This is a genomic window from Phytopseudomonas flavescens, assembly GCF_900100535.1.
Taxonomy (GTDB): Bacteria; Pseudomonadota; Gammaproteobacteria; order Pseudomonadales; family Pseudomonadaceae; genus Aquipseudomonas; species Aquipseudomonas flavescens.
On record NZ_FNDG01000002.1, the window covers coordinates 295,133 to 313,306 of the forward strand.

Annotated in this window: 15 protein-coding genes; 11 read left to right on the plus strand and 4 right to left on the minus strand. The window is 65.8% G+C overall.

The features are described 5' to 3' along the window. The first annotated feature begins 24 nt into the window (after positions 1–24). The 5 genes from BLR94_RS03495 (at position 25) to BLR94_RS03515 (ending at position 8,197) form a co-directional block, all read left to right on the plus strand. Positions 25–1,038: a ligase-associated DNA damage response exonuclease gene (locus BLR94_RS03495; RefSeq protein WP_084303238.1), complete on the plus strand. Its 1,014-nt coding sequence runs from the start codon at positions 25–27 to the stop codon at positions 1,036–1,038. Next, positions 1,035–2,774 carry an ATP-dependent DNA ligase gene (locus tag BLR94_RS03500; protein ID WP_084303237.1) on the plus strand — a complete coding sequence of 580 codons (1,740 nt, stop codon included), beginning with the start codon at positions 1,035–1,037 and terminating at the stop codon, positions 2,772–2,774. Before BLR94_RS03495 ends, BLR94_RS03500 begins: the two co-directional genes overlap by 4 nt. Further along, a complete protein-coding gene (locus BLR94_RS03505; RefSeq protein WP_084303236.1) occupies positions 2,771–5,350 on the plus strand; it encodes a ligase-associated DNA damage response DEXH box helicase in 2,580 nt (859 codons plus the stop codon). Before BLR94_RS03500 ends, BLR94_RS03505 begins: the two co-directional genes overlap by 4 nt. Then, positions 5,347–6,027, plus strand: a complete 681-nt coding sequence (gene pdeM / locus BLR94_RS03510; RefSeq protein WP_084303235.1) for a ligase-associated DNA damage response endonuclease PdeM — start codon at positions 5,347–5,349, stop codon at positions 6,025–6,027. The genes BLR94_RS03505 and pdeM overlap by 4 nt, the downstream gene beginning before the upstream one ends. Positions 6,028–6,274: 247 nt before the next feature. Next, positions 6,275–8,197 (plus strand): HAMP domain-containing methyl-accepting chemotaxis protein, encoded by a 1,923-nt coding sequence (locus BLR94_RS03515; RefSeq protein WP_084303234.1) that lies wholly within the window; start codon positions 6,275–6,277, stop codon positions 8,195–8,197. Positions 8,198–8,298: 101 nt separating this feature from the next. On the opposite strand, the gene BLR94_RS03520 is transcribed toward BLR94_RS03515, so the two are convergent. Both BLR94_RS03520 and BLR94_RS03525 read right to left on the minus strand, forming a co-directional pair. Continuing rightward, positions 8,299–9,081, minus strand: coding sequence for a hypothetical protein (locus BLR94_RS03520; protein WP_084303233.1), 783 nt, complete (start codon positions 9,079–9,081; stop codon positions 8,299–8,301). A 41-nt stretch (positions 9,082–9,122) separates the two neighbouring features. Next, positions 9,123–10,103, minus strand: a complete 981-nt coding sequence (locus tag BLR94_RS03525) for an alpha/beta hydrolase (protein ID WP_084303232.1) — start codon at positions 10,101–10,103, stop codon at positions 9,123–9,125. Between the two features lie 164 nt (positions 10,104–10,267). Here BLR94_RS03525 and aroC point away from each other — a divergent pair, with 164 nt between their 5' ends. From aroC to BLR94_RS03545, 4 genes are read left to right on the plus strand one after another with little or no spacing between them, the layout of a single operon-like run. Further along, the gene (gene aroC / locus BLR94_RS03530) at positions 10,268–11,359 is read left to right on the plus strand and encodes a chorismate synthase (RefSeq protein WP_084303231.1); all 1,092 of its coding nucleotides are present in this window, start codon (positions 10,268–10,270) and stop codon (positions 11,357–11,359) included. A 25-nt stretch (positions 11,360–11,384) separates the two neighbouring features. After that, complete coding sequence (locus BLR94_RS27660) at positions 11,385–11,990, plus strand: hypothetical protein (RefSeq protein ID WP_208601329.1); 606 nt, start codon at positions 11,385–11,387, stop codon at positions 11,988–11,990. Continuing rightward, complete coding sequence (locus BLR94_RS03540) at positions 11,987–13,141, plus strand: MFS transporter (protein ID WP_084303230.1); 1,155 nt, start codon at positions 11,987–11,989, stop codon at positions 13,139–13,141. Before BLR94_RS27660 ends, BLR94_RS03540 begins: the two co-directional genes overlap by 4 nt. A gap of 58 nt (positions 13,142–13,199) precedes the next feature. Then, on the plus strand, positions 13,200–13,745 hold the full coding sequence (locus BLR94_RS03545; protein WP_084303229.1) for a hypothetical protein: 546 nt from the start codon (positions 13,200–13,202) through the stop codon (positions 13,743–13,745). A 149-nt stretch (positions 13,746–13,894) separates the two neighbouring features. Here the strand turns inward: BLR94_RS03545 and BLR94_RS03550 are convergent, their stop codons facing one another. Both BLR94_RS03550 and BLR94_RS03555 read right to left on the minus strand, forming a co-directional pair. Beyond that, positions 13,895–14,392 (minus strand): methylated-DNA--[protein]-cysteine S-methyltransferase, encoded by a 498-nt coding sequence (locus BLR94_RS03550; RefSeq protein ID WP_084303228.1) that lies wholly within the window; start codon positions 14,390–14,392, stop codon positions 13,895–13,897. 2 nt (positions 14,393–14,394) lie between these two features. Continuing rightward, positions 14,395–15,273 (minus strand): DNA-3-methyladenine glycosylase family protein, encoded by an 879-nt coding sequence (locus tag BLR94_RS03555; protein WP_084303227.1) that lies wholly within the window; start codon positions 15,271–15,273, stop codon positions 14,395–14,397. Between the two features lie 224 nt (positions 15,274–15,497). Between BLR94_RS03555 and BLR94_RS03560 the strand changes: the two genes are divergently transcribed. Together BLR94_RS03560 and BLR94_RS03565 are read left to right on the plus strand one after the other, a co-directional pair. Continuing rightward, positions 15,498–16,073 (plus strand): LysR substrate-binding domain-containing protein, encoded by a 576-nt coding sequence (locus BLR94_RS03560; protein ID WP_244158061.1) that lies wholly within the window; start codon positions 15,498–15,500, stop codon positions 16,071–16,073. Between the two features lie 8 nt (positions 16,074–16,081). Next, the gene (locus BLR94_RS03565) at positions 16,082–18,163 is read left to right on the plus strand and encodes an LTA synthase family protein (protein ID WP_084303226.1); all 2,082 of its coding nucleotides are present in this window, start codon (positions 16,082–16,084) and stop codon (positions 18,161–18,163) included. Positions 18,164–18,174: the final 11 nt, after the last annotated feature.

Below are 18,174 nucleotides of genomic sequence, written 5' to 3' on the forward strand. Positions count from 1 at the left end.
TTTTCATTTCCGGAGGTCGCCTGCTTGGATCTGGTGATTGCACGGCCCGAAGGCCTGTATTGTCCCCCCGGAGATTTCTATATCGACCCCTGGCGCCCTGTCGAGCGCGCCGTCATCACCCACGGGCACGGCGACCACGCCCGTACCGGCAGCGCCCATTATCTGGCGGCAGCACCGGGTGAAGGCATCCTGCGCACCCGTCTGGGGCGCGATATCAACCTGCAGACCCTGGCCTATGGCGAGACCATCGACCACCATGGCGTTACCCTCAGCTTTCATCCTGCCGGCCACGTGCTGGGCTCGGCCCAGGTACGCCTCGAATACCGCGGCGAAGTCTGGGTAGCCTCTGGCGACTACAAGGTGGAGCCAGATGGCACCTGCGACCCCTTCGAGCCGGTGCGCTGTCACACCTTCATCACCGAATCCACCTTCGGCCTGCCGATCTACCGCTGGCAGCCTCAGGCGCAGATCTTCGCCGGCATCAATGACTGGTGGCGGCAGAACCGTGAAGCCGGCCGGGCCAGCGTGCTGTTCTGTTATGCCTTCGGCAAGGCGCAACGCATCCTGCACGGCATCGACGCGAGCATCGGGCCAATCCTGGGTCATGGCTCCATGGAGCCCTTGCATCAGGTCTATCGCGAGGCCGGCGTCCATCTGCCGCCAACACGCTACGCGGGTGAGGTGGCGAAGGGTGACCCGTTGCTGCGCCAGGCACTGGTCCTGGCGCCACCGTCGGCGGGCGGCAGCACCTGGATACGGCGCTTCGGCGACTACAGCGATGCGTTCGCCAGCGGCTGGATGCTATTGCGTGGCACACGTCGGCGGCGCGGTGTCGATCGTGGCTTCGTGCTCTCCGATCATGCCGACTGGCCTGGCCTGTTGTGGGCCATCGAGCAGACCGGCGCCGAGCGGGTCATGGTCACCCACGGTTCGGTGAACATTCTGGTTCGTCACCTGCGCGAGCAGGGGCTGGATGCCCAAGCGTTCGACACCGAGTATGGCGAGGAAGACGACGCAGCCGCGGAGCCCGCCCCATGATCGCCTTCGCGCAGCTGTATGCGCGCCTCGACGCCACCACCTCGAGCAACGCCAAGCTGGCGGCGCTGCAGGATTACCTGCGCGACGCCGAACCGGCGGACGCCGCCTGGGCGGTGTACTTTCTCGCCGGTGGCAGGCCGCGGCAACTGGTGCCCTCCCGGCAGTTGCGCGAGCTGGCCATGCAGCGGGCCGGCCTGTCGGCGTGGCTGTTCGAGGAAAGCTACTCGGCGGTCGGCGATCTGGCGGAAACCATCGCGCTGTTGCTGCCACCAGCCTCCATCACCTCCCAGGACGGGCTGGCGATCTGGGTGGAGGACAAGCTCCTGCCGCTGCGCGGGCTGCCACCGGATGAATTGGCGATGCGCCTCGACGCGCTGTGGGCGCAGCTCGATGCGTCCTCGCTGATGGTCAGTATCAAACTCATCACCGGCGCCTTTCGCGTCGGTGTCTCCAAGCTGCTGGTCACCCGCGCCCTGGCGGCCATTGCCGATGTCGATGCCAAGCGCGTCGCCCAGCGCCTGGTCGGCTACACCGACCTGTCGCACCGGCCCACCGCTGCTTCCTATGAGCGGCTGATCGCCGTCGAGTCGGATGACGAGCACGCCCAGCGCGGTGGCCAGCCGTACCCGTTCTTTCTCGCCCATCCGTTGCAGCGGCCACTGCAAGAATTCGACGCCAGCCTGGGTTTGCCCGCCGACTGGCTGATCGAATGGAAGTGGGATGGCATTCGCGCGCAACTGGTCAAGCGTGACGGCCAATTATGGGTCTGGTCACGGGGCGAAGAGCTGATCAGCGAGCGCTTCCCCGAACTTCAGGAGCTTGCGGCGTCGCTGCCTGACGGCACCGTGGTCGATGGCGAACTGGTGGTCTGGCGCCACGCCCCGGAGGCCACCGCCCGGCAGGGCGAGTTGATGGCCCAGGCTGCCGGGCAATCTGCCGAGCGGCTCAACGACCAGGTCGAGGAACAGCTCGAACAATACGGCATTCAGCCCTTCGCCCTGTTGCAGCAACGCATCGGCCGCAAGACCCTGAGCCGCAAGCTGCTCGAAGAGGTGCCGGTCGCCGTGCTGGCCTACGACCTGCTGGAGTGGCAGGGCGAGGACTGGCGCAGCCGCCCGCAACACGCGCGACGTGCCCAGCTGGAGCGGGTGGTGGCCCGTTGCGCGAGCCCGAGGCTGATGCCGTCGCCACTGCTGCATGGCGATAACTGGCAGGCCCTGGCCGAACAGCGCGAAGCGTCACGGGCGCTGGGCGTGGAAGGCATGATGCTCAAGGCCCGTGAGTCCGCTTACGGGGTAGGGCGCAGCAAGGATGTCGGTGTCTGGTGGAAGTGGAAGATCGATCCCCTGAGCGTCGATGCCGTGCTGATCTACGCCCAGCGTGGCCATGGCCGGCGAGCCAGCCTGTACAGCGACTACACCTTCGCCGTGTGGGACGGTGCGCCGGGTGATCCCGAGCGCCGACTGGTGCCGTTCGCCAAGGCCTACTCCGGGTTGACCGACGAGGAAATGCGCAAGGTCGACGCTATCGTGCGCAAGACCACCGTGGAGAAGTTCGGCCCGGTGCGCAGTGTCACGCCAAGCCTGGTGTTCGAACTGGGTTTCGAAGGCATCGCTCGCTCCCCCCGTCACAAGAGCGGCATCGCCGTGCGTTTTCCGCGCATGTTGCGCTGGCGCCATGACAAGACGGTGGAGGAGGCCGATACCCTGGCGCTGCTGCAGGAATTGCTGCAATGAGCCTGGCCAGCACCTGGCTGCGCCGCAATGGCTGGAAAGCTTTCGGCTTTCAGAAAGAGGTGTGGCAGGCGGTTGCCGAGGGGCATAGCGGCCTGCTGCATGCGTCGACCGGAGCAGGCAAGACCTATGCCGTTTGGCTGGCCGCGCTCAATCGCTTCGCGGGCAAGACCGCGCCGAAGAAAGTGCTGAGCGGCAAACGTGCACCACCTGCTGCGCCACTCACCCTGTTATGGATCACGCCGATGCGCGCCCTTGCCGCTGATACGCAGCGGGCCCTGCAGGCGCCGCTCGATGGCCTGGAAATACCCTGGACGCTGGGCATGCGCACCGGCGATACCGGCAGCGCCGAGCGGCAGCGCCAGGCCCGCCGCTTGCCGACGGCACTGGTGACCACGCCCGAGAGCCTGACGCTGTTGCTCACCGGTGCCGAGGCCAGGGCGCAGTTCGCCCATGTGGGCATGCTGGTGGTGGATGAATGGCACGAGCTGCTCGGCAACAAGCGCGGTGTGCAACTGCAACTGGCACTGGCGCGGCTGCGCCAGTGGAACCCGCAACTGATCGTCTGGGGGCTGTCGGCTACCCTCGGCAACCAGCCCCATGCCATGGAAGTGCTGCTGCCTGACGGAGGCGGACACCTGGTTCGCGGCGAGCAGGGCGCCAGGCCGCAGATCGATACGCTGCTGCCGGCGGCGATGGAACGCTTTCCCTGGGCCGGTCACTTGGGCCTGCGGCTGCTGCCTCAAGTCGTCGAGGAGCTGGAAAGCAGTAGCGTCACGTTGGTGTTCACCAACACCCGTTCGCAGTCCGAACTCTGGTATCAGGCATTGCTCGAAGCGCGACCGGATTGGGCCGGATTGATCGCGTTGCATCATGGCTCGCTGGCCCGGGAAGTCCGTGACTGGGTCGAGGCCGGGCTCAAGCAGGGTAAGCTGAAAGCCGTGGTCTGCACGTCCAGCTTGGACTTGGGGGTCGACTTTCTGCCCGTCGAGCGGGTTCTGCAGATCGGTTCGGCCAAGGGTGTGGCGCGCCTGCTGCAGCGCGCCGGGCGTTCCGGCCATGCGCCGGGACGTACCTCGCGGATCACCCTGGTGCCGACCCATGCCCTCGAATTGATCGAGGCCGTTGCCGTGCAGGACGCCGTGGCGGCCGGGCGTATCGAGGCGCGCGAATCACCCCATCAGGCGCTGGATGTGCTGGTCCAGCATCTGGTCAGCGTAGCCCTGGGCGGCGGCTTTATACCTGATGAGCTGCTGCAAGAGATACGCAGCACCTGGGCGTATCGCGATCTGGACGATGCCCAGTGGCGCTGGGCCCTGGCGTTCGTGCGACAGGGCGGGGAGTCGCTCAGCGCCTACCCCGATTATCAGCGCGTGGAGCCGGACGAAGAGGGCATCTGGCGCGTGCCCAGCCAGCGTCTCGCGCGCCGCCACCGGATGAGCGTGGGCACCATCGTCAGCGACGCCAGCGTTACCGTTAAATGGTGGAGCAAAGGCGGCGGCGGTGGCTCGCTCGGCAGCGTCGAGGAAGGCTTCATTGCCCGCCTGCACCCGGGCGATGTGTTTCTGTTCGGTGGGCGACCGCTCGAGCTGGTACGGGTGGAGAACATGACGGCCTACGTGCGGCGCAGCAATTCCAGCAAGGCCAGCGTGCCGCGCTGGAATGGCGGGCGCATGCCGCTCTCGAGTGCGTTGGCCGAAGCCGTGGTGGCGCGTTTCGGCGAGGCAGCGCAGGGTCACTTCGATGGCCCGGAAATGCGCATGCTGCGACCGCTGCTGGAGGTGCAGGCGCACTGGTCCGCGTTACCGGCACCAGGGACGTTGCTGGCTGAAACCCTGCACTCGCGTGAAGGCTGGCACCTGTTCCTGTATCCCTTCGCCGGGCGCAACGTGCACCTGGGACTGGCCAGTCTGCTGGCTTGGCGCCTGGGGCAGCGGCAGCCCTTGAGTTTCTCGATTGCCGTCAACGACTATGGCCTGGAGTTGCTGTGCGCCAGCGAGGTGGACTGGGCGGGGCTGCTCGACGGTGATCTGTTCGACGACCACGACCTGCTGCATGACGTGCTCGCCAGCCTCAACGCCAGCGAATTGGCCCAACGGCGTTTTCGCGAGATCGCCCGTATCGCCGGCCTGGTGTTCGGTGGCTACCCTGGCGCAGGCAAGAGCCTGCGCCAGGTCCAGGCCTCCAGCGGGTTGTTTTTCGATGTGTTCCGCCAGTACGACCCGGATAACCTGCTGCTGACCCAGGCACACGATGAAGTGCTCAGCCAGGAGCTGGATGTCGCTCAGTTGCAGCGCACCCTGGCCGACATGCGCGCGGCGCGTCTGAACCTGCACGAGCTGCGCCGGGCGACGCCGCTGGCCTTCCCGCTGATGGTCGAGCGTTTCCGCGAGCGCCTCAGTTCGGAGAAGCTCGCCGACCGCATCGCCCGCATGCTCGGCGAACTCGAACGCGCCGCGGGACCGGGCGGGCAGGTGGCCGGCAAGCCGCTGGTCGAGGTCGAACCCGCCCTGCGCCGTGGCGAACGCAAGCGCAAGGACGGCCGCCCGCGCCGCAAGGCCAAGGGTAGCCAGGCGTGAGTGCCGCGCCGCACCTGGCCGTGCAGATCGCTGGTGAGACCCTCTGGTTGCTGGCGGACAGGGCCCTGTACTGGCCTGCCGAGCAGACCTTGCTGATCGCCGATGCCCATCTCGGCAAAGCTGCCACTTACCGCACCCTGGGGCAACCGGTGCCTCGGGGCACCACCGCGCGCAATCTGCAGCGGCTCGATGAGTTGCTGGCGAGCTATCCGACTCGCCGCCTGGTGTTTCTCGGCGATCTTCTGCATGCGCGCCCGGCGCGCGTCGGCACCACCCTGGCGGCCCTGCTGGCGTGGCGAACACGGCATGCCGAGCTACGGATGGTGCTGATCCGCGGCAACCATGACCGCAGTGCCGGCGATCCACCGGCCGAGCTGGCCATCGAGGTGGTCAGCGAACCCTGGTGCATGGGGCCGTTCGCGCTGTGCCACGAACCGCTGGATTGCCCAGGTCTGCATGTGCTGGCCGGGCACCTGCACCCGGTATTCGTGCTGCGCGGACGGGGGCGTGATCGCGTGCGCATGCCGTGCTTCAGTGTCGAGCCGCACATCACCTTGTTGCCAGCCTTCGGCGAGTTCACCGGCGGCATGGCCATCGGCACCGCGCCAGAGCGATGCCTCTACGGCACACTGGACGGTGGGGTGTGGCCGCTGAGCCTGGGGATATCTGCGGTTTGATGTCGCAGCCAGAAAATTGGCGCCAATACATTTGGCCTTTCGAGGCCTACCTAGCCGATTGATTCATGTAGGCTTGTGACCACCATTGGGAGGCAGTGCAGAGGTTTACGGGGAGCCTGGGTGAATAATTGATACGGGTTGTTCTAGTTATTTTCTTTACCGCCGATAGAATATTTGCCCCCTGTCATCTGCTGGTCACAACAACAAATCTCCAGCCAAACGGAATTCTGCATACATCGGAGACATTATGAACAGCTGGTTCGCCAATATCAGCGTTACTTGGAAACTTGCCTTGGGCTTCGGTCTCGTACTGGCGCTCACCGTCGTGCTCGCCTTCACCGGCTGGACCAGCCTTGGCGGCCTGATCCAGCGTAGCGACTGGACCAACGACATCGCGCAGCTCAATGACACCCTCACCGACCTGCGCGTCACCCGCCTGCAGTACATGCTCACCAACGGCGACGAGCAGTCGGCCGAAACCGTACAGAAATCGCTGGACGGTTTCGCCGCCCAGCATGCCGAGACTCTGGCCAAGTTCAAGAGCCCGGATAACGTGCGACTGCTCAAGGAGCAGGGCGCGCAGATCGAAGCCTACCAGTTGTCGATCAACAAGATGCGTGCCGGCTATCGCGCCGCAGGCGAGGCACGCCAGCAGATGCAGCAGCAGGCCGTGGCACTGGAACAGGCCCTCGATCAGGTCGAGCAGGCCGTCTCGGGGTTGCCGGCCTTCGACGAAAACCGTTTCGCCCAGTTGCAGTCGGTCGCTCGACTCAACGACGACTGGCAGGCCGCCCGTTATGAAGTCCGCGGCCTGGTCGCCAACCTCAGTGGCGATGCCGAGCAGAAATCCGTGGCGGCGATAACGGCTGCCAGCACTGCGCTTGGCCAGTTCCGTGCTGCCTTCGCCAGTGACCATGGGCCACGTATCGCTGCCATGGAACAGGCGCTGGATGGCTATCGCGCCGCGGTGGCGAGTTTCAAGACCGCCACCGAGAACATCGCCGTGGCGCGCAAGGAACTCACCGAGGAAGGCTACGAGATCGTTCGTATCAGCAAGGCGCTGACCGCCATCCAGATGGAGCGCCGAGATGCCGAGAGCGCCTCGGCGCAGACGTTGCAGGCGGTTGCCACGCTGTTGGCGCTGCTGGTCGGCATCCTGGCCGCCTGGTTGATCACCCGGCAGATCACCCGTCCGCTGCACGACACCCTGGTCGCGGTCGAGCGCATCGCCGGTGGCGACCTCAGCCAGACCCTGCAAGTGTCGCGGCGTGACGAAATCGGCGTGCTGCAACAGGGCATCCAGCGCATGGGCACCACCCTGCGCGAGCTGATTGGCGGCATTCGTGACGGCGTCACCCAGATCGCCAGCGCCGCCGAAGAGCTGTCGGCAGTGACCGAACAGACCAGTGCCGGGGTCAACAGCCAGAAAGTGGAAACCGATCAGGTAGCCACGGCGATGCATGAGATGTCCGCCACGGTGCAGGAAGTGGCGCGCAACGCCGCCGATGCTTCGCGTGCCGCATCGGACGCTGATCGCGAAGCCTCTCAGGGCGACCGCGTGGTGGCCGAAGCCATCGCCCAGATCGAACGCCTGGCTGCCGAAGTGACCCGCTCCACCGAGGCGATGGGCCACCTGCAGGAGGAGAGCAACAAGATCGGCAGCGTGATGGACGTGATCAAGGCGGTGGCCGAGCAGACCAACCTGCTGGCCCTCAACGCGGCCATCGAGGCCGCACGTGCCGGTGAGGCAGGCCGTGGCTTCGCGGTGGTCGCCGACGAGGTGCGGGGCCTGGCGCAACGTACGCAAAAGTCCACCGAAGAGATCGAAGGGCTGGTCGCCGGCCTGCAGCAGGGTACCCAGCAGGTAGCCAGCATCATGCAGAGCAGCCGCGAACTGACCGACAGCACCGTGGAGCTGACCCGCAAGGCCGGCGGCTCGCTGGAAAGCATCACCCGCACGGTGTCGAACATCCAGTCGATGAACCAGCAGATCGCCGCCGCTGCCGAGCAGCAGAGTGCGGTGGCCGAGGAGATCAGCCGCAGTGTGATCAACGTGCGTGACATCTCCGAGCAGACCGCCGCGGCCAGCGAAGAGACGGCGGCGTCCAGCGTCGAGTTGGCGCGCCTGGGCGGCCAGTTGCAGACGATGGTCAGCCACTTCCGGGTTTGATCATCGCCTGTCAGCGGTAACCAGAAAGGCCGTTACCCTTCGGGGTAACGGCCTTTTCTTGGTTTGCCGTTCATGCCGCTGCACGTCGGCGACGGCAGTTTTTAGTGGGTAGCGATCCAGATCAACAGCCCGGCCTGGAACAGGGCGAACGCCACCAGGCAGGCAATGGTGAAACGCAGGCCACCGTCCTCGCGGCTGAGCTGTTCCAGGCGCTGGAGTTGTTGGCGCAGCTGCACATCCTGCTCGCGCAGGTTCTGATCCGCCTGTTGGAGCATCTGCGCGGCGTCCAGTTGTTCGACGAAGCTGATCTTTTCGCCGTTCCAGTCGCTGTGCAGGGCGCCGAGGCGAGGGGCGCTGTATAGCGCCTTGAGCTGGCCTTCCTGGTAGTCGACGGCGAAGCCCTGGGCATTGAGGCAGTGGTCGCGGCGGGCGCGGGCGTCTTCGCTCATCGCGTCACGGCTCGGCAGCGGACCGCTTTCGACGTTGTAGTGGGCGCAGTGCTGCTTGGCCCAGGCGGCCGCCTGGGCCAGCAGAAAACGGCCAAGGCCACGGTTCTGCGGTTCCAGGCTCAGGCCGCTGTCCGGGCCGAAACGGGCTTCCTTGGCGCGGTGATCGAGCCACAGTTCCAGCACGTTCTGTTCCTTGCGCACCTTCTGCCCCGGCAATTGCACGCTCAGCCGCAGCAGGCTCTGTTCCTTGCTGTGCCGTTCGACCCGGCCAAACTGCACGAAACGCAGCGGCCGTGCCCCGCTGGCGCGGTCGGTGGGCAGGGGGGCCAGGCGCAGCAGGCGAAAGTGCTCGGGGCCCAGCCTGGCCCACGGATGGGATGGCTCGGGCTGTTCGTCCTCAGGCGCGGCAACGGCTGGCGTTTCGCTGTCGGTCATGGAGCATTCCTCGAAAAGCCGTCACCACCTCGAGCGTCGGCTTAATGGCTATCGGCAGCGACATGGGTTTCTACAGGCGGCAATCCCTTGATGAAACCGACGATGCGACTGGTCAGGCCACGGGCCAGGGGCAGGTCCGGGTTGTCGTACGAGGCCATTTGCGCCTCGAAGTCCATCGGCACGATGCGCATCACGTGGTTCATGCCGGTGACGATCTGCAGTTGGGCATCCGGCTTGGCGGCATGCAGCGCTTCGGCGTCCTGCACGCTGACCTGGATGTCATGGTCGCCCTGGACGATCAGCGCCGGTATGCGGACGTTTGCGAAGGCCGCCGCCGGATCCTGGCGGAACAGCGAGATCAGGTAGGGTTGCACGCTGGTGCGGTACAGCACGGTGAGCTCGTCGGACACCTCGGCCACCTGGCGGCCCTCGCGCAGGGCGACCAGCAAGGCATCGCTTTCGGCGCGCAGGCGCGGCGGCAGGCGGTTGCGCAGTTGCTCCTGGAGCAACTGGTCGATGGGGCGCGCGCTGCCGGCGATGGACACCAGGGCATCGGCGCCGGATTCGGGGGCTGCCAGGCTGGCGATCAGCGCCCCTTCGCTGTGGCCGATCAGAATCACCTGGCTGAAGCGTTTGTCCTGATGCAGCTTGTGGCTCCAGGCCACCACGTCGGCGACATAGCGCTCCACGCTCAGGTCCCGCTCGTGGGGGGTCGCAGCAAAGCTGGCGGCGATGCCGCGCTTGTCGTAGCGCACGCTGGCGATGCCGTGCTGAGCCAGTGCCTGGGCCAGCTTGCGATGGGCATCGTTATGCCCGCCACCGGGGTTGTTGCCATTACGGTCGGTCGGCCCGGAACCCGCCACCAGCAGCACCACCGGTACGCCTTCGCTGCGCTGCGGCAGCATCAGCGAGCCCTGCAGCACGCCCTGGCCGGTATCCAGGCTGACCGGTTCGCGCAGGATGGGGGCGGCCTGGGCCAGGCCGGTGAACAGGGAGAGGGTCAAGATCAGGGCTCGCAGCATGATAGGGACGTGTCTGTGATGGGGTCTGTTGGACGCTGGCGATTGGCCAAAGGTTCGCTGGCGGATGATCTGCGCCGTTACGACGGAGTATACTCAGCGGCTTTCCTCTTGGGCCTGCCTTTTCGCCGCAGGCTGCTGATCGAACTGACGTGGAGCCTCGCGCAATGTCCGGCAATACCTTCGGCAAGCTGTTTACCGTCACCACGGCAGGCGAGAGCCACGGCCCCGCGCTGGTCGCCATCGTCGACGGCTGCCCGCCCGGACTGGACATTGGCCTGGACGACCTGCAGCGTGACCTCGACCGCCGCAAGCCGGGCACCAGCCGCCACACCACGCAGCGCCAGGAAGCCGACGAGGTGGAAATCCTCTCCGGGGTCTTCGAGGGCAAGACCACTGGCTGCGCCATCGGCCTGCTGATCCGCAACACCGACCAGAAGTCCAAGGACTACTCGGCCATCAAGGATCTGTTCCGTCCGGCCCATGCCGACTACAGCTACCACCACAAGTACGGTATCCGCGACTACCGTGGCGGTGGCCGCAGTTCGGCGCGCGAGACCGCCATGCGCGTGGCCGCCGGCGCCATCGCCAAGAAGTACCTGGCCAGCCAGGGTATCGTCGTGCGTGGCTACATGAGCCAGCTGGGGCCCCTCGAAATCCCCTTCAAGAGCTGGGAGTCGGTGGAGCAGAACGCCTTCTTCAGTCCCGACCCGGACAAGGTGCCCGAGCTGGAGGCCTACATGGATCAGCTGCGCCGCGACCAGGATTCGGTTGGCGCGAAGATCACCGTGGTCGCCGAGGGGGTGATGCCCGGGCTCGGCGAGCCGATCTTCGACCGCCTGGACGCCGAACTGGCCCACGCGCTGATGAGCATCAACGCGGTCAAGGGGGTGGAAATCGGCGCCGGGTTCGCATCGGTGGCACAGCGCGGTACCGAGCACCGTGACGAACTGACCCCCGAAGGTTTCCTGTCCAACAACGCCGGCGGCATTCTCGGTGGGATTTCCAGTGGCCAGCCGATCGTCGCTCACCTGGCGCTCAAGCCGACGTCCAGCATCACCACGCCAGGCCGCTCCGTCGATGTCGACGGCAACCTGGCCGAGGTGATCACCAAGGGGCGTCACGATCCGTGCGTAGGTATTCGCGCCACGCCGATCGCCGAGGCGATGATGGCCATCGTGCTGATGGATCACCTGCTGCGCCACCGTGGGCAGAATGCCGACGTGCGGGTCAGCACGCCGGTGTTGCCACAACGCTGACCGGGCATTGCCCTGCGAGGATGCGATGAACCAGCTCCCCGAGGTGCTGCGCAGCAGCGAAGGCAAACCGCGTATTTCGGCCGTGCGCGATGCCCTGTTCGCACTGCTGCCGGGGCAGGTCGACGAGGCGGCGGCCGGGCATCTGGCGGCGCTCTACCAGCGCAGCAAGCAGCTCGATGTACGCAGGCAGATCCTGCGGCTGCTCTACGACCTCGATTTCCCTGTGCTCGATCGGTTCTTTGCCGAGGCCTTTGGCAAGGAGCGCTACCTGGACATGAAGCTCTACGCTCTGCGCGGCCTGGCGCGCCGGGCGGACGAAGGGCAATTGCAGACGTTGCTGGAGGGCTTTCGCCAGGCCTTGTCGAAAAGGCAGCAGTCCACGCCCTACAACTATCAGGAGTACGAGCTGCTCAGGGGGCGCAATGCCTTGCCGTACCTGGTCGAGCGCTATGGGTATGCCTGCCTGCGCGACACCCTGGAACAGGTCGAGGCGCAGTACCAGGCCATGCCGGAGGCCTTCAAGGGGCACTTCACCGTGGACGAGGAGGGTACGCTGGTCACCCTGCGCGAGCCCGCCGCCGGCCGTGCACTGATTCGCCAGTTCTTCGATAGCCAGGGTGGTCCGGCTTGACCACGGTCGTCCCTTACTGGCGCCTGTCCGGCTTCTACCTGTTCTACTTCGCGCTGCTGGGCGCCACGGCGCCGTTCCTGGGCCTGTATTTCGCGCACCTGGGCTTCTCGCCCGCGCGCATCGGCGAATTGGTGGCCATCCCGATGCTGATGCGCTGCATCGCGCCGAACCTGTGGGGCTGGCTCGGCGATTACAGCGGCAGGCGCTTGCTGATCGTGCGCCTCGGTGCGCTGTGTACGCTGTTCAGCCTGAGCCTGATCTTCGTCAGCAAGGGGTATGCCTGGCTGGCCATGGTGATGGCCTTGCACGCGTTCTTCTGGCACGCGGTACTGCCGCAGTTCGAGGTCATCACCCTGGCGCACCTGCGCGAGCAGTCGGCCCGCTATGCACGGATCCGCCTGTGGGGCTCGATCGGTTTCATCCTCAGCGTGGTCGGGCTGGGCAAGGCCTTCGACCTGTTCAGCCTGGACGTCTACCCCTGGGTGTTGCTGCTGATCATCGTCGGTATCGCCCTGAGCAGCTTCTGGGTGCCGGATGCCCGGCCGCTTGCCTCGTCGCAATCGGCAAGCCGTGGTGGCTTCCTGCAGCAATTGAAGCAGCCCGGCGTGCTGGCCTTCTATCTGTGCGTGGCGCTGATGCAGCTGTCCCACGGGCCGTACTACACCTTTCTCAGTATCTACCTGGAACAACTCGGCTACAGCCGCGGGCTGATCGGTATGCTGTGGGCCCTGGGGGTGGTGGCGGAAGTGCTGGTGTTCATGGCAATGGCGCGACTGTTCAGGCATTTCAGCCTGCGTCAGGTGCTGGTGGCCAGCTTCGCCATCGCCGCACTGCGTTGGGTGTTGATGGGGTTCTTCGCCGATCACCTGGCCGTGCTGCTGTTCGCTCAGGTGTTGCACGCCGCCACCTTCGGTAGTTTTCACGCCGCCTCCATCGCCTTCGTGCAACGCAGTTTCGGCGCTCGCCAGCAGGGGCAGGGCCAGGCGTTGTACGCTTCGCTGGCCGGCACCGGCGGTGCCCTGGGCGCGCTGTATGCCGGTTACAGCTGGAACGGCCTGGGCGCGCAATGGACCTTCGCCCTGGCAGGGCTGGCTGCGCTGGCGGCAGCCGTTATCATGGTCAGACGCACGACCGATCCGGCGCGCCCCTGATCGCTGGCCAAATCAAGCTGCCCCCAGGGTGGCGAGCACTTACTGAAGGATTTTCTCCATGAGCCGCCTGAGCGTCCACCATCAGTCCAGCCCCCATATTCCCAACAAGATACTGGGCCATGCTGAGGACATCGCCAGCACGCTGACAGCAGCCGGTATCGATTACAGCGTCGTCGATGTTGACGCCAAACTGCAGGCCGGGGCAGCGCCGGACGCCATCCTCGCCGCGCTTGCCGGACCGCTGGAGCAGCTCAAGCGTGATCACGGTCTGGGTCACGTGGAGGTGATCAGTGTCGACCAGCGCCGCTGGCCGAAGGAGGGCGAAAAGCCCGCCGAGCCGCCGCAGGAAATCATCTCCGACGGCGCGCAGCTTTACCTGTTCCTGGCCGGGCAGGGGCTGCTGAGTCTGCATGTCGACGACTACGTGTATGCGCTGTTGGGTGAGCGCAATGCGCTGGTTTCGGTGCCCGCCGGTACGCCTCACTGGTTCGATCTGGGCGAGTTTCCCCATTGCGCGTTGCTGCGCCTTTCGTCCGGCAGCGATGTTGCGGGCAAGCCCAGCGGTGATCCCATCGCCGCCTCTTTTCCGCGCCTGGAAGACTGAGCTGGCCTAGGGTCTGTCTGAAAAGTCTCCGAGCGAAGGTCAGGCGAGGCAAAAATCGGTGAGGAAGCGGAGTTTACGAGCTGTAAATGAGCATTCCGAACCGATTTTTAACGAAGCATCACCGAGCGCAGGTACTTTTCGGACAGACCCTAGTCGAACAGCGAGGCCTGCGTTCGCGGCACCGCGCCCTCCAGCTCCAGCAGCAACTGCTTGCGTGGCAGGCCGCCGGCAAAGCCGGTCAGGCTGCCGTCGCGGCCGATCACCCGGTGGCAGGGAATGATGATGCAGATCGGGTTGGCGCCATTGGCCGCACCGACGGCGCGTACCGCTCTGGGTCTGTCGATACGCCGGGCCAGCGCGCTGTAGCTGTCGAGGCGGCCGAAGGGAATATCCTGCAAGGCGCGCCACACCGACTGCTGGAACGGCGTGCCCTGGGGGTTGAGCGGCAGCTCGAAGCGCTGGCGACGGCCGGCGAAGTAGTCGTCGAGCTGGCGGCTGGTTTCATCGAGCTGCGAGCCTGCCTCGCGCCAGCGCTCGTCGATCCGCCAGGGTGTGCGTTCCACGTCCATGAGCAACTGCTGCAATCCAGCTTCGTCACCGACCATGAACAGGCGGCCGATGGGGCTGTCGTGGTAGCGATAGAACATCTTCAGCTTCCTGAATAGTCTTGCCAGAGATGGGCTGCCGCATAGGCCCGCCACGGCCGCCAGGCTTGCGCATGGGCCTGCAGCTGTCGCGCGGTGATGCCAGCAGCTCCCCAGATGGGCGCTTTCAGCAGGCCGAGGTCGCTGGCGGGAAAGGCGTCGGCGTCGCCGAACGCCCGCAGAGCGATGTATTCGGCGGTCCAGGGGCCGATGCCGGGCAGGGCGCAGAGCCGCGCGATCAGTTCGCTGGCCCCTTGGCTGATGTCCAGGCGCAAGTCGCCGGCAGCCACCTGGGCGGCGAAATGCTGCAGAGTCTGCACGCGTTTGCCGGGCATGCCGATGCCGTCGAGGTTGGCGGCAGCGATAGCGGCGGGTGTCGGGAACAGGCGGTCGATACCGGCGGGTGCGTCTGCCAGCGATTCGCCGAGTCGGCTGACCAGACGCCCGGTGATGGTTACCGCTGCCTTGACCGTGACTTGCTGACCGACGATGGCCCGCACGGCCTGCTCGAAGGCATCGAACGCGGTGGGCAGGCGCAGGCCCGGGTTGCGCGCGAGCATCGGTGCAAGGAACTGATCGGCCGCGAAGTGGGCGGCGATGATGGCCGGGTCGGCGTCGAGATCGAACATGCGCCGTACGCGCTGGGTCAGTTGCGGCAGGCAGGCTTCAGCCGATGGGCTGTAAGCCAGCTGCACTGCGTTCTGCTCGGGTAGGGGGCTGACGCGAAACCAGCCGGTAACGTCAGCCAGTCGAAAGCTGCGGCAGTAGTCCTGTGCGCCCAGCCGCTCCTGGCCGGCGATGGCGCGCAGGCGGAAGTGCTCGTGGAACTGCTGCCAGTGCCAGGGCGGCTGGTAGGGCAGCAGGAGCGGATCGTTCGGGTTCATGGCGCAGACGATAACCGTCGTCGGGCCTGTTGTCTGCGTCGAAAGTGACTTTCATAGCGGCAGGCCGGCCCGGTCATTGAGGAGCGCGGCCTCGGCCCCGTACTTGCCAGCCTGGATCGGCATACCGCGATGGATCCGAGCCCTCAGGGGGCGGATGGCATGCATCAGGGTTCCTGGGGCGCGGTGGGGCCGGCCGCAAAGGTACCCAGACCTGGCAACAGGGCATGCAGATCGACGACCTCGACCAGCCCAAGCGCTGCGTGGCTGCCGCCGCCACACCCGAGGATCTGAAACACCACAGCCTGCTCGGCCTGAACCATGCACGCGCCGCCAGCGGCTGGCCGCTGTGCGGGGGCGACCAGGAACAGATCATCGTGCCCGTCGGCCACGCCCAGGCCAGCGACGGCGAGGGCGTACGCCGACTGGCCCTGGCCGGCCTCGGACTGGCACGGCTGGCGATGTTCCAGGCGCGCGAGGATATCGCCGCCGGGCGCCTGGTCGTGGTTTTGCAGGCCTGCAACCCGGGAGACCGTGAGGAGGTGCATGCAGTGTCATGGGCCAGGGCGGCTACCTGCCACTGTGCGTCCGGGCGTTCCTCGAGTTCCTGGTGCGGCACGTGCGGCACGTGCGGCTCTGAGCCCTTGGCCGGGGCAGTCTCGGGGAATGGCGCCGCAGGCATGCGTCCGGCCCCTGGATGGGAGCGTTCCCGACAGAATTTTCACATTCCCTGGCGCACACTCGCGCCGCACTGCGGGCACCTCCGGTGTGGGCGCAGGGCAGACACTCGCTTCCGTGGATGATGAAAAACATGACCCCTACTGCCGCTCAGGGCACTCCTCCGGCGCCTTCGCGCACCTTCGACCCGCTACGCAGCCAACTGCTCTTCACCCTCTACAGCGCCATCGCGCTGCTGCTGATGTACAGCCTGTTGCGTGCCGCCTTGCTGGCCTACAACCGCGACCTGATCGGCGACACGCCGGTGGCGGTGTTCGCCGAAGCCTTTTTCAACGGCCTGCGTTTCGACCTGCGCGTGGTGGTCTACGCCTGCGCCCCCTTGTTGATCGCCTTGCTCAGCAACCGCGCCATGCGCGTGCGGGGCTGGCAACGGCTGTGGCTGACCTTTTTCGCCAGTGTGACGCTGTTTCTCGGCCTGGCGGAACTGGATTTCTACAAGGAGTTCCACCAGCGCCTGAACAGCCTGGTGTTCCAGTACCTGCAGGAAGACCAGGCCACCGTGATGAGCATGCTGTGGAACGGTTTTCCCGTCCTTCGCTACCTGCTCGCCTGGTTCGTCATCACCGGCCTGTTGTGGTGGATGTTCACCCGGTTCGACCGCGCCAGCCGGGCTAACACGCCACGCGGCACGGTCGCCGTCCTGCCTGGTGTGGCCTGGTACTGGCGCGTTTCGGTGTTCTTCCTGTGCCTGCTGATCGCCGTGCTGGCCGCCCGCGGCCACTTGCGCCAGGGCCCGCCGCTGCGTTGGGGCGACGCCTATACCACCGAGTCGATGTTCGCCAACCAATTGGGGCTCAATGGTACGTTGACCCTGTTCACCGCAGCCCAGGCGAGTTTCGGCCCGCATCGCGACAACACCTGGCAACCCACTCTGGAAGACGACCTGGCCCGGCAGATCACCCGCGACATGTTGCTGACCCCGGACGATAAGCTGGTCGACGCCGACAGTGCCGCCATCCGGCGTGTCTACACGCCACCTGCCGACGGCACGCTGCCGATCCGCAACGTGGTGGTCATCCTGATGGAGAGTTTCGCCGGCCATTCCGTCGGTGCACTCGGCGCGCCAGGCAACATCACCCCTTACTTCGACAAGCTGAGCAAGGAAGGGCTGCTGTTCGACCGCTTCTTCTCCAATGGCACCCATACCCACCAGGGCATGTTCGCCACCATGGCCTGCTTCCCCAACCTGCCGGGCTTCGAGTACCTGATGCGCACGCCGGAAGGCGCCCACAAGTTCTCCGGGTTGCCGCAACTGCTGGGGGGCCGTGGCTTCGATAACCTGTATGTCTATAACGGCAATTTCCAGTGGGACAACCAGTCCGGCTTCTTCAGCAACCAGGGCATGACCGATTTCATCGGCCGCGAGGATTTCGTCGATCCGGTATTCATGGATCCCACCTGGGGCGTGTCCGATCAGGACATGTTCGACCGCGGTGCCCTGGAGCTGAAAACCAACTACGGCGACAAGCCGTTCTATGCGCTGCTGCAGACCCTGTCCAACCACACGCCTTACGCCTTGCCCAAGGATCTGCCGGTGCAACCGGTGCTGATCGACGGCAAGGAGAACCTGCACCGCACGGCGATGCGCTATTCGGACTGGGCCCTGGGGCAGTTCTTCGAGAAGGCGCGCAAGGAGCCTTACTTCAAGGAAACCCTGTTCGTGGTGGTGGGTGACCACGGCTTCGGTGGTTTCGACCAGGTCACCGAGATGGACCTGCAACGTTTCAACGTGCCGCTGTTGCTGATCGCGCCGGGGATTCAGGAGAAGTTCGGCAAGGTCAGCCACACCGTGGGGACCCAGGTCGATATCGTGCCGACCATCATGGGCCGCCTGGGTGGTGAAGTGCGGCACCAGTGCTGGGGGCGCGACCTGCTCAACCTGCCGGACGGCGACGGTGGCATTGGCGTGATCAAGCCGTCGGGCGGTGACCAGACAGTGGCCATCGTCACCCCCGATCAGGTGCTGGTGCAGCCCAAGGGCTTCGAACCGCGCCTGTATCGCTACAGCCTGGGCGCCAAGCCGACCGCCGAGCGCATCGAGGGCCCGGTCGACGAGTTGCTGAAGAGGCGCCTCGAAGGCTTCCTGCAGACCGCCACCAAGAGCCTGCTGGATAACAGCGCCGGCGTGGAGGACGGCATGCCCGACAAGCCCTAGCGGCGCGTCGC

Coding starts and splice junctions, on each gene's coding strand:
- BLR94_RS03550 (WP_084303228.1), bottom strand. CDS start 14,392: ATGTTCTATCGCTACCACGACAGCCCCATCGGCCGCCTGTTCATGGTC.
- aroC (WP_084303231.1), top strand. CDS start 10,268: ATGTCCGGCAATACCTTCGGCAAGCTGTTTACCGTCACCACGGCAGGC.
- BLR94_RS27660 (WP_208601329.1), top strand. CDS start 11,385: ATGAACCAGCTCCCCGAGGTGCTGCGCAGCAGCGAAGGCAAACCGCGT.
- BLR94_RS03525 (WP_084303232.1), bottom strand. CDS start 10,103: ATGCTGCGAGCCCTGATCTTGACCCTCTCCCTGTTCACCGGCCTGGCC.
- BLR94_RS03505 (WP_084303236.1), top strand. CDS start 2,771: ATGAGCCTGGCCAGCACCTGGCTGCGCCGCAATGGCTGGAAAGCTTTC.
- BLR94_RS03545 (WP_084303229.1), top strand. CDS start 13,200: ATGAGCCGCCTGAGCGTCCACCATCAGTCCAGCCCCCATATTCCCAAC.
- BLR94_RS03555 (WP_084303227.1), bottom strand. CDS start 15,273: ATGAACCCGAACGATCCGCTCCTGCTGCCCTACCAGCCGCCCTGGCAC.
- BLR94_RS03520 (WP_084303233.1), bottom strand. CDS start 9,081: ATGACCGACAGCGAAACGCCAGCCGTTGCCGCGCCTGAGGACGAACAG.
- BLR94_RS03565 (WP_084303226.1), top strand. CDS start 16,082: ATGACCCCTACTGCCGCTCAGGGCACTCCTCCGGCGCCTTCGCGCACC.
- BLR94_RS03515 (WP_084303234.1), top strand. CDS start 6,275: ATGAACAGCTGGTTCGCCAATATCAGCGTTACTTGGAAACTTGCCTTG.
- BLR94_RS03500 (WP_084303237.1), top strand. CDS start 1,035: ATGATCGCCTTCGCGCAGCTGTATGCGCGCCTCGACGCCACCACCTCG.
- BLR94_RS03560 (WP_244158061.1), top strand. CDS start 15,498: ATGCAGATCGACGACCTCGACCAGCCCAAGCGCTGCGTGGCTGCCGCC.